Annotated in this window: 15 protein-coding genes and 1 tRNA gene; 12 read left to right on the top strand and 4 right to left on the bottom strand. The window is 67.1% G+C overall.

Features of this window, described 5'->3' with window-relative positions:
• Nucleotides 1-42 precede the first annotated feature (42 nt).
• The 5 genes from BBX35_RS04400 (at nucleotide 43) to crcB (ending at nucleotide 3,139) form a co-directional block, all read left to right on the top strand.
• Nucleotides 43-309 (top strand): FliM/FliN family flagellar motor switch protein, encoded by a 267-nt coding sequence (locus BBX35_RS04400; protein WP_067216448.1) that lies wholly within the window; start codon nucleotides 43-45, stop codon nucleotides 307-309.
• A gap of 126 nt (nucleotides 310-435) precedes the next feature.
• Nucleotides 436-522, top strand: a tRNA-Leu gene (locus BBX35_RS04395).
• A 243-nt stretch (nucleotides 523-765) separates the two neighbouring features.
• Complete coding sequence (gene mgtE / locus BBX35_RS04390) at nucleotides 766-2,178, top strand: magnesium transporter (RefSeq protein ID WP_067216446.1); 1,413 nt, start codon at nucleotides 766-768, stop codon at nucleotides 2,176-2,178.
• 37 nt (nucleotides 2,179-2,215) lie between these two features.
• The gene (locus BBX35_RS04385; RefSeq protein WP_067216444.1) at nucleotides 2,216-2,644 is read left to right on the top strand and encodes a VOC family protein; all 429 of its coding nucleotides are present in this window, start codon (nucleotides 2,216-2,218) and stop codon (nucleotides 2,642-2,644) included.
• Between the two features lie 108 nt (nucleotides 2,645-2,752).
• On the top strand, nucleotides 2,753-3,139 hold the full coding sequence (crcB, locus tag BBX35_RS04380) for a fluoride efflux transporter CrcB (protein ID WP_067216441.1): 387 nt from the start codon (nucleotides 2,753-2,755) through the stop codon (nucleotides 3,137-3,139).
• 26 nt (nucleotides 3,140-3,165) lie between these two features.
• On the opposite strand, the gene BBX35_RS04375 is transcribed toward crcB, so the two are convergent.
• On the bottom strand, nucleotides 3,166-3,564 hold the full coding sequence (locus BBX35_RS04375; RefSeq protein ID WP_067216439.1) for a RidA family protein: 399 nt from the start codon (nucleotides 3,562-3,564) through the stop codon (nucleotides 3,166-3,168).
• A gap of 146 nt (nucleotides 3,565-3,710) precedes the next feature.
• Between BBX35_RS04375 and BBX35_RS04370 the strand changes: the two genes are divergently transcribed.
• The 4 genes from BBX35_RS04370 (at nucleotide 3,711) to BBX35_RS04355 (ending at nucleotide 6,937) form a co-directional block, all read left to right on the top strand.
• Nucleotides 3,711-4,313 (top strand): TetR/AcrR family transcriptional regulator, encoded by a 603-nt coding sequence (locus BBX35_RS04370; protein WP_067216437.1) that lies wholly within the window; start codon nucleotides 3,711-3,713, stop codon nucleotides 4,311-4,313.
• Between the two features lie 123 nt (nucleotides 4,314-4,436).
• The gene (locus BBX35_RS04365; RefSeq protein WP_083206020.1) at nucleotides 4,437-5,447 is read left to right on the top strand and encodes an RluA family pseudouridine synthase; all 1,011 of its coding nucleotides are present in this window, start codon (nucleotides 4,437-4,439) and stop codon (nucleotides 5,445-5,447) included.
• 3 nt (nucleotides 5,448-5,450) lie between these two features.
• Complete coding sequence (locus tag BBX35_RS04360; RefSeq protein WP_067216431.1) at nucleotides 5,451-6,143, top strand: HAD-IA family hydrolase; 693 nt, start codon at nucleotides 5,451-5,453, stop codon at nucleotides 6,141-6,143.
• On the top strand, nucleotides 6,143-6,937 hold the full coding sequence (locus BBX35_RS04355) for an ATP12 family chaperone protein (protein ID WP_067216428.1): 795 nt from the start codon (nucleotides 6,143-6,145) through the stop codon (nucleotides 6,935-6,937). Before BBX35_RS04360 ends, BBX35_RS04355 begins: the two co-directional genes overlap by 1 nt.
• 94 nt (nucleotides 6,938-7,031) lie before the next feature.
• Here the strand turns inward: BBX35_RS04355 and BBX35_RS04350 are convergent, their stop codons facing one another.
• Nucleotides 7,032-7,427: a hypothetical protein gene (locus BBX35_RS04350; RefSeq protein ID WP_067216425.1), complete on the bottom strand. Its 396-nt coding sequence runs from the start codon at nucleotides 7,425-7,427 to the stop codon at nucleotides 7,032-7,034.
• A 64-nt stretch (nucleotides 7,428-7,491) separates the two neighbouring features.
• Nucleotides 7,492-8,379, bottom strand: a complete 888-nt coding sequence (locus BBX35_RS04345; RefSeq protein ID WP_139111089.1) for a hypothetical protein — start codon at nucleotides 8,377-8,379, stop codon at nucleotides 7,492-7,494.
• A gap of 192 nt (nucleotides 8,380-8,571) precedes the next feature.
• On the opposite strand from BBX35_RS04345, the gene BBX35_RS04340 reads away from it, so the two are divergent.
• On the top strand, nucleotides 8,572-9,489 hold the full coding sequence (locus tag BBX35_RS04340; protein ID WP_067216420.1) for an endonuclease/exonuclease/phosphatase family protein: 918 nt from the start codon (nucleotides 8,572-8,574) through the stop codon (nucleotides 9,487-9,489).
• Nucleotides 9,490-9,501: 12 nt separating this feature from the next.
• Here BBX35_RS04340 and BBX35_RS04335 read toward each other — a convergent pair whose 3' ends face one another.
• Nucleotides 9,502-10,158 (bottom strand): TetR/AcrR family transcriptional regulator, encoded by a 657-nt coding sequence (locus BBX35_RS04335; RefSeq protein WP_067216417.1) that lies wholly within the window; start codon nucleotides 10,156-10,158, stop codon nucleotides 9,502-9,504.
• Nucleotides 10,159-10,219: 61 nt separating this feature from the next.
• Between BBX35_RS04335 and BBX35_RS04330 the strand changes: the two genes are divergently transcribed.
• Both BBX35_RS04330 and devC read left to right on the top strand, forming a co-directional pair.
• A complete protein-coding gene (locus BBX35_RS04330) occupies nucleotides 10,220-11,452 on the top strand; it encodes an HlyD family efflux transporter periplasmic adaptor subunit (protein ID WP_067216415.1) in 1,233 nt (410 codons plus the stop codon).
• Nucleotides 11,449-12,636, top strand: coding sequence for an ABC transporter permease DevC (gene devC / locus BBX35_RS04325; RefSeq protein ID WP_208979757.1), 1,188 nt, complete (start codon nucleotides 11,449-11,451; stop codon nucleotides 12,634-12,636). The genes BBX35_RS04330 and devC overlap by 4 nt, the downstream gene beginning before the upstream one ends.
• The last annotated feature ends 1 nt before the right edge of the window (nucleotide 12,637 follow it).

Genomic DNA, 12,637 nt, shown 5'->3' with positions numbered 1-12,637 from the left:
GAAGCCGACGGCATTGCCAAGCGACATCGGTCCGGTGGTCATATGGGTACTTTCGATAATATTTCCATCGAGATCTCGGTCGTGCTCGGCAAGGCCGAAATGCCGATTCACCAGTTGCTGCGCATGGGCCGCGGCGCGGTGATCGAGCTGATGTCGCGCGAGGAGGACGACGTCCAGATCCTCGCCAACAACATTCCCATCGCCCGCGGGCAGGTCGTGCTGCAGGGCGAACGGGTCGGCGTTTCCGTCACCGAAGTGCTGATGCGCCCGCCCGAGGCACGCCCGGCGCGGATGAGCGGGGCGCTGTGATTGCGCCCTCGCGGCTAAAAGTATCTTTCCCCTTGTGAATATCCTGTCGCAAAGCGCTTGCGCGGGAAAAACCTATTTGCTAGACGAGGGCTCCGCTGAGCCGATGGCGCGCAGCGGAAACGACAAGCGGTCGTGGCGGAATTGGTAGACGCGCAGCGTTGAGGTCGCTGTGGGGTAAAACCCGTGGAAGTTCGAGTCTTCTCGACCGCACCAAAAAAGAACCCGGCAGTTTTGCCGGGTTTTTTTGTGCCTCGCGCAAGTCGACAAAAAATCCCGAAGAGCGTGGATCCTGCCCGATTTTCGCCGTGAGCAACTGCGAAATCATCAGGCGCGGCACGGCATTGTCGCGTTTCCCATGTTAGGACTGGTTTTCGACGTTTTCCCGCAGGGAAGGCGAGGAGTTTCATTGTGTCGCGGGGCGGGCAACCTTGCGGCAGGCGAGAGGGGGGCACGTGCGTGACCGAGGCCGACCACAACGAAATTCCCGAGATCGTCGAAATTCCGGCCGTGCGCGATGAAGACGGACGCATCAGCGCCGACTTTCTTGCGCTCATCGAGGCGGGAATCGCCGCGGAAGATGCGCCTGCCCTGATCGGTCTTGCCGGCGATCTGCACGAGGCGGACGTCGCCGATCTCATCGAGGCGCTGCCCGAGGACGAGCGGGTGCCGCTGGTGCGGCTGCTGGGCGACGAGTTCGACTACGCCACCTTGACCGAGCTGGACGAGGCGGTCCGGCTCTCCATTCTCGAGAACCTGCCCTCCGACACGCTGGCCGAGGGCATCGGCGAGCTCGACTCGGACGATGCGGTCTACATTCTGGAAGACCTGGACGCGGCCGACCAGGCGGCGATTCTCGACCAGCTTCCCTATTCCGACCGCATCCAGCTGCAGCGCTCCCTCGACTATCCGGAGGATTCGGCCGGCCGTCTGATGCAGACGGACTTCATTGCCGTTCCGCCGTTCTGGAGCGTCGGCCAGACCATCGACCACATGCGCGAGACGGAGGACCTGCCGGACACGTTCCACGAGATCTTCGTGGTCGATCCCGGCTTCCGGCTGATCGGTTCGGTGCCGCTGGACAAGATCCTGCGCACCAAGCGGACCACCAAGATCTCCGAAATCATGACGGAGGACCCGCAGACCTTCAAGGCGACCGACGACCGGGAGGACGTGGCCCGCGCCTTCGAGCGCTACAACCTGGTTTCCGCCGCCGCCGTCGACGATGCCGGCCGGCTGGTCGGCATGCTGATGATCGACGACATCGTCGACGTCATCCAGGAAGAGGCGGAGGAGGACCTTCGCGGTCTTGCGGGCCTCGGCGACGAGGAGATCTCCGACACCGTGCTGGTGACGGCGCGCTCGCGCCTGACCTGGCTGCTGGTCAACCTGTGCACCGCCGGCCTTGCGGCGACCGTCATTTCCCTGTTCGAGGCGCCGATTGCCGCGATGGTGGCGTTGGCGGTGCTGATGCCGATCGTCGCCTCGATGGGCGGCAACGCGGCGACCCAGACCATGACGGTGGCCGTGCGCGCGCTGGCGACCCGCGAGCTGACGGCGCGCAACATGCTGCGCGTCCTGCGACGCGAGGTGCTGGTGGCGTTCCTCAACGGCATGACGCTTGCCGTCCTGCTGGGCACCGGCGCCACCTTGTGGTCCGGCCTGCCGGGCCTCGGCATGGTCATCGCCATGGCCATCATCATCAACCTGTTCTTCGCCGGCGTTGCGGGACTGCTGATCCCGGTGGCGCTGGAAAAAGCGGGCGTCGACCCGGCCATTGCCTCCAGCGTCTTCGTCACCACGGTCACCGACGTCATCGGCTTCTTCGCCTTCCTCGGCATCGCGGCGCTCTGGTTCGGTCTGCCGCTTTGAGGCAATGTGCGGCGGCATAGGACTGAAAGGATTCGTCATGCCGACACCGCCGCCGCTTCAGGGCATCCTGGAAACCGCCGTCTATGTCGATGACCTCGAAAAGGCGCACGCCTTCTACGCGGGCGTCATCGGGCTGAAGCGCATGGTGGGAGGCGATCGCCTTTGTGCCTACGACGCGGGCCCCGGCGAGACGCTGCTGGTCTTCGCGCGCGGGCAGACCATCGAGGATGTCGAGACCGACGGCGGCGTCATTCCCGGCCATCACAGCGACGGGCCGGCCCATTTCGCCTTCCGCATCGCAGCCGACCAGCTGGATCCGTGGCGTGAGCATCTTGTCGCAAGCGGCGTGACCCTTCGCAGCGAGGTGGTCTGGCCGGCGGGCGGCACCAGCCTTTATGTCGACGATCCGGACGGCAACGTGGTGGAGTTCGCGGCCCCGCCGCTCTGGGCGAATTTCATGGGGTAGAGCCCGTTTGGCCGATGCTACGGCACCGTGCGGCGATCGTTTCGACGCCGGATCGCCGCCCCAATCGAGAAGCAGAATTGACTGCGAATTGGTCGAAAGGGCTCTAGAATGAATCACCTCTTTCTGGTGGCACTGGGCGGCGGGCTGGGAGCAGCCGGCCGCCATCTCGTCAATCTCGCTGCGCTCAGGACCTTCGGCCCCGGCTTTCCCGCCGGCACGCTGACGGTCAACGTGCTCGGCTCTCTGGCGATGGGGCTGCTGGTGGGGTGGCTTGCCTCCCGGCCGGAAGGGGTGGGCTCCGGCCTGCGCCTGTTCCTGGCGACCGGCTTTCTCGGCGGCTTCACGACATTCTCCGCCTTCTCGCTCGACGCGGTCACCTTGTGGGAGCGCGGCGAGGCGACGACGGCGCTCGCCTACGCCGCCGTCTCGGTCATTGTGTCGATCCTCGCCCTGCTCGCGGGGCTGATGGTGATGCGCACGCTGACCGCCGGCTGATCCTGCCGCTCTTCGCGCGTCCCGCCTCAGGCCTTTTCGGGAATGCGGGCAATCACCTTGATCTCGAAGTCGAAGCCGGCGAGCCAGGTGACGCCGACCGCCGTCCAGTTCGGATAGGGCGCCTTCGGGAAGATCTCGTTCTTCACCTCCATGATCGTCGCGAACTGGGCCTCCGGGTCCGTGTGGAACGTGGTCACGTCCACCAGATCGGCGAAGCTGCAGCCGGCGGCGGCAAGCGTCGCCTCCAGATTGGCGAAGGCGCGGCGCACCTGCACGGCGAAGTCGGGCTCGGGCGAGCCGTCCTCGCGGCTGCCCACCTGTCCGGAAACGAAGAGCAGGTCGCCGGAGCGGATGGCGGCGGAATAGCTGTGCTCTTCGTAAAGCGCATGGCGGTTTGCGGGAAAGACGGGGGCAGGGGTAGTCATGATGGCAGCCTTTGTTGCTGGTGTGCCGGCCGCCCGTTGCGGGCTGACCGGAGCGCGAAAATTTGATATACGCTTCGTATGTATAATTTCACATACGGATCGTATGTCAAATGGCATGCGCTCCGTATCTGGATGGAGTGCGGGTGATGGCGCCAAGACGGCGTGCCGAGACGATGGAGGAAAACCGCGCGAAGCTGATCGCGGCGGGGCGGAAGGCCTTTGCCGAGAAGGGGTTCGCTGCGGCCTCGATGGATGAGCTGACGGCGGAGGCCGGCCTGACGCGCGGCGCGCTCTACCACAATTTCGGTGACAAGAAGGGGCTTCTTGCCGCCGTCGTCGCCCAGGTCGACGGCGAGATGGCCGCCCGGGCCAAGGCGGTCGGGGCGGGGCTCGGCGACGCGTGGCAGGGGCTGCTTGCGGAAGGAGCCGCCTATATCGAGATGGCGCTGGATCCGGAGGTCCAGCGCATCGTGCTGCTCGACGGGCCGGCGTTTCTCGGCGACCCCTCGCAATGGCCGAGCCAGAATGCCTGTCTCCAGGGCACCCGCCAGACGGTCGCCGGGCTCGTCGAGGCCGGCATCATGAAGCCGGTCGACGTGGATGCCGCTGCGCGGCTGCTCAGCGGCGCCGCGCTCACCGCCGCGCTCTGGGTCGCGGCAAGCGAGGATCCGCGCTCGGCCCTGCCGCGGGCGGTCGAGGCGTTCCAGGCGATGTCGGAAGGGCTGCTCCAGGCCAGGAGCGAGCGGTGAGCGTCGTGGGCGCCATGCTTTGCTTGCCCTCGGGCGGCGTCGGGATTAGGTAGGGCGCTTGAAAAAGGGGCGGGGCCACTGCTGCGGATGGCGCGCGGGCCCTTTCCTGCAACGGGAAGCATCATGTCCGGTATCGAACAGAAGACCGTCACCTCCGACGAGGCCGGCATGCGGCTCGACCGCTGGTTCAAGACCCACTATCCGGGCCTCGGCCACGGCCACCTGCAGAAGCTGCTGCGCACGGGGCAGGTGCGGGTCGACGGCAAGCGCGCGGAGACCTCCACCCGCGTCGGCACCGGCCAGATGGTCCGCATCCCGCCGCTCACCGTCGATGCCCATGTGACGGCGAAGGACAGCGCCAACGCCAAGCCGAAGCCGCGCAAGCTGGTGGCCGGCGACCGCGAGGCTGTCGAGGCGATGGTCCTCTACGAGGACCGCGAGGTCATGGTGCTGAACAAGCCGGCCGGGTTGGCCGTGCAGGGCGGCTCCGGCCTGACGCGCCATCTCGACGGCATGCTCGAGGCCTTCCGCGACGCAAAGGGCGAAAAGCCGCGTCTCGTCCACCGGCTCGACCGCGAGACCTCCGGCATCCTGCTGCTGGCCAAGACGCGCAAGGCCGCGTCCGAAATGGCCAAGTCTTTCCGCGCCCGCCAGACCCGCAAGATCTACTGGGCGCTCGTTGCCGGCGTGCCGAAGCCGCGCCAGGGGCGCGTCTCCACCTATCTGGCGCGCGACGAGGGCGAGGAGCGCATGCGCGTCGCCCGCCACGGCGAGGACGATGCGCAGCATTCCGTCTCGCTCTATTCGGTGGTGGAAAATGCCGGGCCGAAGGTGTCCTGGGTCTCGCTGCGGCCGATCACCGGCCGCACGCACCAGCTGCGCGCCCACACCGCCCATATCCATCACCCGATCCTCGGCGACCCGAAATACTTCAACATCGAGAACTGGGAATTTCCCGGCGGCATCCAGAACAAGCTGCATCTGCATGCCCGCCGCATCGTCATTCCGCACCCCTCGGGCCGCGGCACCATCGATGTCTCGGCGCCGCTGCCGCCGCACATGCAGCAGAGCTGGAACCTGCTCGGCTTCGATGCCTCGCAATACGATCCCGAGACCAACGACCCGGAGGAGTAGGCCCTGTATCTGGTGATCTTCGATTGTGACGGCACGCTGGTCGACAGCCAGGAAACCATCCTGCACGGCCTCGCCGTCGGGTTCGAGACCGTCGGTCTCGCCCCGCCCTCGCGCGAGGCGGGGCTTTCCATCGTCGGCCTGTCGCTGGAGGTCGCCTTCGCGCGGCTGGCCGCGCCCGAGCACCATCATCTGGTGCCGGCGATGGCGGAGGCCTATCGCCAGTCCAAGGTGTCCCGTCGGCTGGCCGGGCTCGACCACGACCCGCTCTATCCCGGCGCGCGCGAGACGCTCGACGTGCTGTCGGCCCGCGACGACGTGTTGCTCGGCATCGCCACCGGCAAGGCCATGCGCGGCGTCCGCCACATGCAGGAGAGCCACGGGCTGGACGGGCGCTTCGTCACCATCCAGACCGCCGACAAGGCGCCGTCCAAGCCGCATCCGGGCATGATCCTGCAGGCGATGGCCGAGACCGGGGCGGAGCCCTCGCGCACCGTGATGATCGGCGACACGGATTTCGACATGGAGATGGCCCGCGCGGCCGGTGTTGCCGGGCTCGGCGTCAGCTGGGGCTATCATCCGCGGACGCGGCTGGAGGCCGCCGGCGCGGTCCGCATTCTCGACCGGTTCGACGAGCTGGTGCCGGCGCTGGGCGTCCTGCTCGGCTGGAGCGACATGGAACAAAGGGAGCTTGCGTGATGCGCGACCTGTTGAGCGATATCGAGGACGGCGGCACCACCGATCCGGTCGAGCGCGCCAGGACCCTGTCCCGCCGCGAACTGCCCAAGCGCTTCTACAAGGAGGTCGGCATCGCGCGGCAGGAGGACGGACTGCATGCCGTCCAGCTCGACGGCCGGTCGGTCAAGACGACGGGGCGCAACCTCCTTGCGCTTGCCGAGGAACAGATCGCGGCCCGCATCGCCGACGAATGGGCCGCGCAGGGCAAAGAAATCGACCCGGCCACCATGCCGTTGACCCGCATTGCCAACACCGCCATCGACGCGGTGCCGGCGCGGGCCGGGGAGGTGGCGGACGACGTCACCGCCTATGCCGGCAACGATCTGCTGTTCTATCGGGCGGACAGTCCGCAGGAACTGGTCGAGCGGCAGAACGTCACCTGGGGCCCGGTGCTGTCCTGGGCGGAAGGGCGGTTCGGCGGGCGGTTCGTGCTGGCCGAGGGCATCATGCCGGTGCGCCAGGACGCGGCGCTGCTGGCGCGCATCCGCGAGGTGCTGTCGCCGATTGCGCCCTTGCCGCTGGCGGCCCTGCACGTCGCGACGACCTTGAGCGGCTCGGCCCTGCTGGCGCTGGCGCTGATGGAGGGCGAACTCTCGGCCGATGCGGCCTGGGCGGCGGCCTTCGTCGACGAGGACTGGAACATCGAGCAATGGGGCCAGGATCCGGAAGCGGCCGCCTTGCGCGCCGTGCGCCGCCGCGATTTCGATGCGGCAGCGCTGATCCTGAACGTCTGCGCGGGCCGCAGCATCGACTGAGCGCCCGCCTGCAACCGCAGGCCATGAACAGGCCCGCCGGAGCGATCCGGCGGGCCTGTTCAGCATTCGGGGCTGTGCCGTGCGGCAGTGCGGCTCAGGTCAGCTGGGTGGTGATGGTCCACACCGTGCTGGCCGAGCCGTCGCTGGTCCCGGTCGTCGCCACTGCGGTCGCGACATAGTTCGCGGCCGTCACCTGGTCCTGCGAGGAGGCCGTGCAGGGGCAGGAGCCGCGGTTGTTGGCGGCGGTGAAGCCGTAGGCCAGCTTCAGCGAATAGCTCCCATTGGCGGTGGTGATCGTCACATAGCCCGAGCAGTTCCCGTCCGTGCCGCCGCTGGAATAGGCGTTGCCGCTGGCGCTGCTCTGGTCGGCGATCGTGGTGCCCTTGTCGAGATCGTGCAGGTTGCCGACAGTGCCGTCGGAGGCGGTGACCGTGAAGTCGGTGCCGGAGTTATTGACGATCTTGACGAGGCTGGCGTCGCAACAGCTCATGTTCGAAGTCCTTGCTTGATAGGGGGATTTGACCGCGGGGGCAGTAAACCGGCAGGCAGCCGGTTCAGCCCATCGTGACGGGGATCTGGCGCGCCACCAGGTCCGTCGGCTGCTCCGGATTGATCAGGTCGGAGACATTGTAGCTCTTGACGATGATCGGGTTCAGGCCGCTGACGATCGAGGCAAGCGGCTGGTAGCTCGGCGAGAAGATCGTGATCACGTCCGTCATCTGCCAGCGCAGCACCGCCACGTCGTCGTCGCCGGAATTGGTTACCGTGTCCGACATGTAGGAGGTGGTCTGCTCGTTGACCGTGACCTGCTGGAAGGTGGTCGATTCCGCGTTGAGGCTCGCCGAGATGCCCGCCGAGATCGGTCCCCAGCCCGCATGGGCGTCGACGCCGATGCTCGCGCCCACCGTGTCCTGCGTCGAGGAGGTGGTCTGGCGGCCCGAGACGATGGTGTAGCTGACGGTCCGGCTCTCGCCGACGGCCAGGCTGTAGCTGTCGCCCTGCAGGTTCCAGAACTGCTCGCGGGTGATGTAGTTGGTGGTCGACCCGTCCGGCGAGATGGTCGAGATTGCCACCATCACCAGCGGCGAGTTGACCGGCACCAGCACATCGGTGGTCGGCACGGGGATCGAGCCGATGTCGTTCGGCGTGGTCAGGACCGAGTTGTCGACGGTGTAGCTGCTCTCGCTGGTGTTCAGCGCATAGGCGCTGATGAAGCTGCCGCTGATCGCCGAGGCGATCACCAGATAGTCGCCGTCCGTTCCGGTCACCGGGCCGTTGGAGCCCGGCTCGACATGGCCGAGAAGCTGCCGTGTTCCGGCGTTGGTTGCATTGTAGACCGCGATCCTCACCGGCAGGTTGTTGTGCACCTGAATGGTCACGGCGGTCGTGGTTTCGGTCGCATAGAGCTGACCCATCAAGGCCTTAGCGTAAAGTTCTTTCATGTGAATATACACCCTCTGGCAGAAAGATGCGGCAACGCTATCAAGGGTGGTGGTGTTGTTCAATACTGAAAATTGTATAAATGATCATTGCTATCTTTGGGGGTGTCTGCCTACGATAGCGCATCTTGCGACCGCTGCTTCCGCACGGTTCGCGCAACTGTTTTCCATTGCCTATTACGGAGTGAGCGCGGGATGCCGACACGCGGCGTGGATTTTCTTACTGTCGGGTTCTGGAACATCGAGAAGAAGAACCAGGTCCGCCCGAACGACAACGTGCCCTATCGCTACGAGATGAGCACCTCCGTGGAGTTCGTGGTGCAGACGCTGGTGCATTGGTACCAGACGCATCATGTCGACCTGATCGTCCTGGCCGAGGTCACCGACAGCCGCGGCATGGGCAACACCTTCGTCAACTATCTCGCCACGCGCCTGAGTTCCATCGGCTTTCCGAAGCCGGCCTTTCGGGGCGATTTCCGCTGGTCGCCGACGAGGGCGGGCACGAAGAGCGTCTGCAATTTCGGCTTCCTCTGGAACGAGAGGCTGCCGGCGCTACAGGGTCTGGGCGGGAGGGTGGACTGGTATTGGGAGCCCGATCACGTCCGTCCGACCTTGATCCTGCCCACCGGTATTGCAACGATCGGCGCCATCCACGCCAAGGCAGTCATTCGCGAGCAGGCGATGAAGGAGATCTACGAAGCGGCGCTGCATATCGACCAAAGCAACCGCCCGGCGCTGCTGATCGGCGACATGAACGTTCCGTTCGACAGCGTTCCCTGGGATACGAAACTCTACATGCAGCAGGCCGGTTGGGGGCAGGTTCCGCCAAGGGTCGCGCCGACCCATGTGACTCGCGGTTTCGACGAGTTCGGCAATTTCGAGGGCCAGCGCCAGGCCGTGCTCGACTATGCCTGGCGGAATGGCGGCCTTGCCCAATGCATCGCGGAGAACCCACATCCCGGCTATAATCTGTGGGAGTACATCGATCACGCGCCGATCATGTATCATCTCGCTTCGACAGCGGAGGAGCTGCCGATCATCGTCGATGTGGCAAGCCCGTCCGCGTCACTCTCCGCCGGCCAGGGACCCCGCCGCGCGCCCGTCCCGGCCTGAGGGCGCCGCCGGCTAGGTCTTCGTCTTGTCATCCCTCGCCAGCAGGCCCTCCAGCACCATGTCGACATGGGCGTCGAGGAAACGCCGGGTCTCGATGGGCTCGAACCGGTCGAAGGTCATCTTCCAGACGATGGTCATCACCGCCGGCGCGACGACGACGATCGGCAGGTCGGTCAGCGCGCTGCGGCGGAACTCGCCGCGTTCGACGCCCCGGCGCACCAGGGCGGCGATTACCTCCTGACCGCGGCTGATGACGCGCTGGTGGTACAGCTCGGCAATCGCCGGGAAGCGCCCGCCTTCCGTGATGATGATGCGCATCATCACGTGCAGCCCGTCCTCGAACAGCGCCTTGTAGATGCGGGGCAGGGCCGTGCGCACCAGCTCTTCCGACGAGCCGGGATAGGCCGCGACCAGTCCCGCCACATCGTCGAAGAACGGCGTGATGCGCGAGGCGAGCGCCGCCTCGAACAGCTCCTCCTTGCTGGAGAAATAGCGGTAGATCGTGCCTTTCACGACGCCCGCCCGCTTGGCGACATCCTCCAGCCGCGTCGCCGCGAAGCCGTTTTCGGCAAACTCCTGAAGTCCCGCATCGATGATCTCGCCGGGCCGTGCCTCCTTGCGCCGACGCCGGGGCTTCGGTGTTTCCGCAGCGGACTTGCGTTCCGTCATCGTCCTTGCACTTCCTGTTGCGCACTGTTAATGACTTTTCGGTCATTAACAGGATCGTGTCATGTCATCAACCTTCAACCCGGCAGCTCTCGGCAGAGCCGAGCCCTCGCACGCCGCCTCGCCCGGCGAGCCGTCCGCCCTGCCGTTGCCGGTGGTGCGGCGCGAGTCGCCGCGTGCCGCCTCGGGCCGCCCGCGACTATGGCCGATCCTCTCCCGCCTGCGTAGCCTTGCGCTCGGTCTCGTGCTTGTCGGCGGCGGTCTTGCCGCCGGGGCCGTCCTTCAGGCACGAGGGATCCTGCCGTTCCCGTCAGGCGAGACGGTTGCCCCGGCGGCGCCGCTGCCTGCCGCAAGCGGCGAGGAGGCCGCCGCCGTCTTCGGTCTCGGCCGCCTGCTTCCCGACGGGTTCGTTGTCACCGTCGCTCCGCCCTTCGGGGCGGGGGATGCCCGCGTGGCGCGGCTGCTTGTTGCGGAAGGCGAGCGCGTCGAGCAGGGCCAGCCGCTTGCCGAGCTCGACAACCGCCCCCAGCTTTTGGCAGCGCTTGCCTCGGCTGAGGCCGCCGTGCACCTGCGCGAGGCGGAGCTGGCGAGGCAGCGTGTGTCCGTCGCCGCCAGCCGGACGGAGACGCGGGCCGCCCTCGAGCGGGCAGAGGTGGCCGCTGCCACCGCCCGGCGGGAGCTGGAGCGCTCGCAGGAGCTGCTCGCCCGCGGCCATGTCACGCGCGCCACCCATGACGATGCGGGCGCCCGCTCGCAGGCGGCGGATCGCGAGGTGGAAAGCGCGCGGGCGACCCTTGGCCGCTACACCGCCGATGCGCCCGATGCCCAGGCGGACATTGCGGTCGCGCTGCGCAATCTGGACGCCGCGCGCGCCTCTCTTGGCCTCGCGCAGGCCGATCTCGCGCGCTCCATGGTGCCGGCGCCCGCCGGCGGCGTCGTTCTCGACATCCATGTGCGCCCGGGCGAGCGTCCCGGCGAGCGCGGCATTCTCGACATGGGCGACATCGACAAGATGATGGCCGAGATCGAGATCTACCAGTCGCGCATCGGCGCGGTGGAGACCGGCGATGCCGTCGAGATCACCGGCGAGGCGTTCTCCGGCACCATCGCCGGCACGGTACAGCAGATCGGCTGGGACGTCGGGCGGCAGACGGCGACCGGCGCGGATCCGGCCGCGCGCACCGATGCGCGCGTGATCAAGGTCTATGTGGCCATCGATCCGGCCGACATTGCGCGCGTGCGCCGCTTCACCAACCTGCAGGTCACCGCCCGCATCGAGACGGGAGAGGGCACGTGACCGGCCCGCTTACCCCCATGCTCACCGCGCTGCTCGGCCGGTTGCCCATCGGCTGGCTGCAGCTCGTGCACAACAAGGGGCGCCTGGCCGCCGCGCTGTCGGGCGTTGCCTTCGCCAATGTGCTGATCTTCATGCAGCTCGGCTTTCTCGGGGCGCTGGTTGAGAGCATCCGTCTGCCCTACACGGTGCTGAACGGCGACGTCCTCATCTCCGCATCCGACGCCAACACCCTGTTCGACGGCAGCCCGCTGCCGCGCAACCGGCTCTATCAGGCGCTGGGCGTGGAGGGCGTCGCCTCCGCCACCGGCTTCTATTACGGGCGCATCGACTGGAAGCAGCCGGACGGCACCATCCGCATCATGGACCTGTTCGGCATCGACCCGACCAGCGCGCCCTTCAGCGATCCTCTGCTCGCCCGCCAGGCCGAGAGCCTGATGCTGCCCGACACCGCCTTGATGGACAGCAAGACCCGCAACGTGCCGGGCGACCTGTTCGCCGGCATCGAGGCCGGCACGCCCTATCGCTTCGAGACGCGAGGCCGGGAGATCACGGTGACGGGTACGTTCGAGATCGGCGGCGGCTTTTCCGCCGACGGCTATCTCGTCGTCTCCGACCAGACCTTCCTGCGCCTGTTTCCCGCCCGCCTGCCGGGCGCGCCGAACTACGTGCTGGTGCGGCTTGCGCCGGGTGCCGACCCGGCAGCCGTGCTTGCGGACCTGCGCGCGGCGCTGCCGGCCTCCGACAGCGCGGTGTGGACGCTGGACGAGGCTGCCGCCCGCGACCAGCGCTTCCAGACGACGCAAAAGCCCGTCGGCATCGTCTTCGGCTTCGGCGTGGTGATCGGCGTCCTTGTCGGCGTCATCATCGTCTACCAGGTGCTGTCCACCGACGTTGCCGACCACATTCGCGAATACGCGACCTTCAAGGCGATGGGCTATCCGCAGCGCTTCTTCCTCGGCATCGTCTTCGAGGAAGCGTTCATCCTCGCCCTGTTCGGCTTCGTGCCGGGGGTGCTCGTTGCGCTCGGCCTCTATGCGGCGGTCGCCGCCGGCACCGGCCTGCCGATCTTCATGCCCGCCGGCCGGCCGGTCCTGGTCTTTCTCGGCACGCTCGCCATGTGCGCGCTCTCGGGCGCCATCGCCACGCGGCGGCTGGCGCGGGCCAATCCGGCGGAGCTGTTCTGAT

The organism is Stappia indica (assembly GCF_001696535.1).
GTDB lineage: Bacteria > Pseudomonadota > Alphaproteobacteria > Rhizobiales > Stappiaceae > Stappia > Stappia indica.
This window is presented reverse-complemented; position numbering and strand designations above follow the sequence as displayed.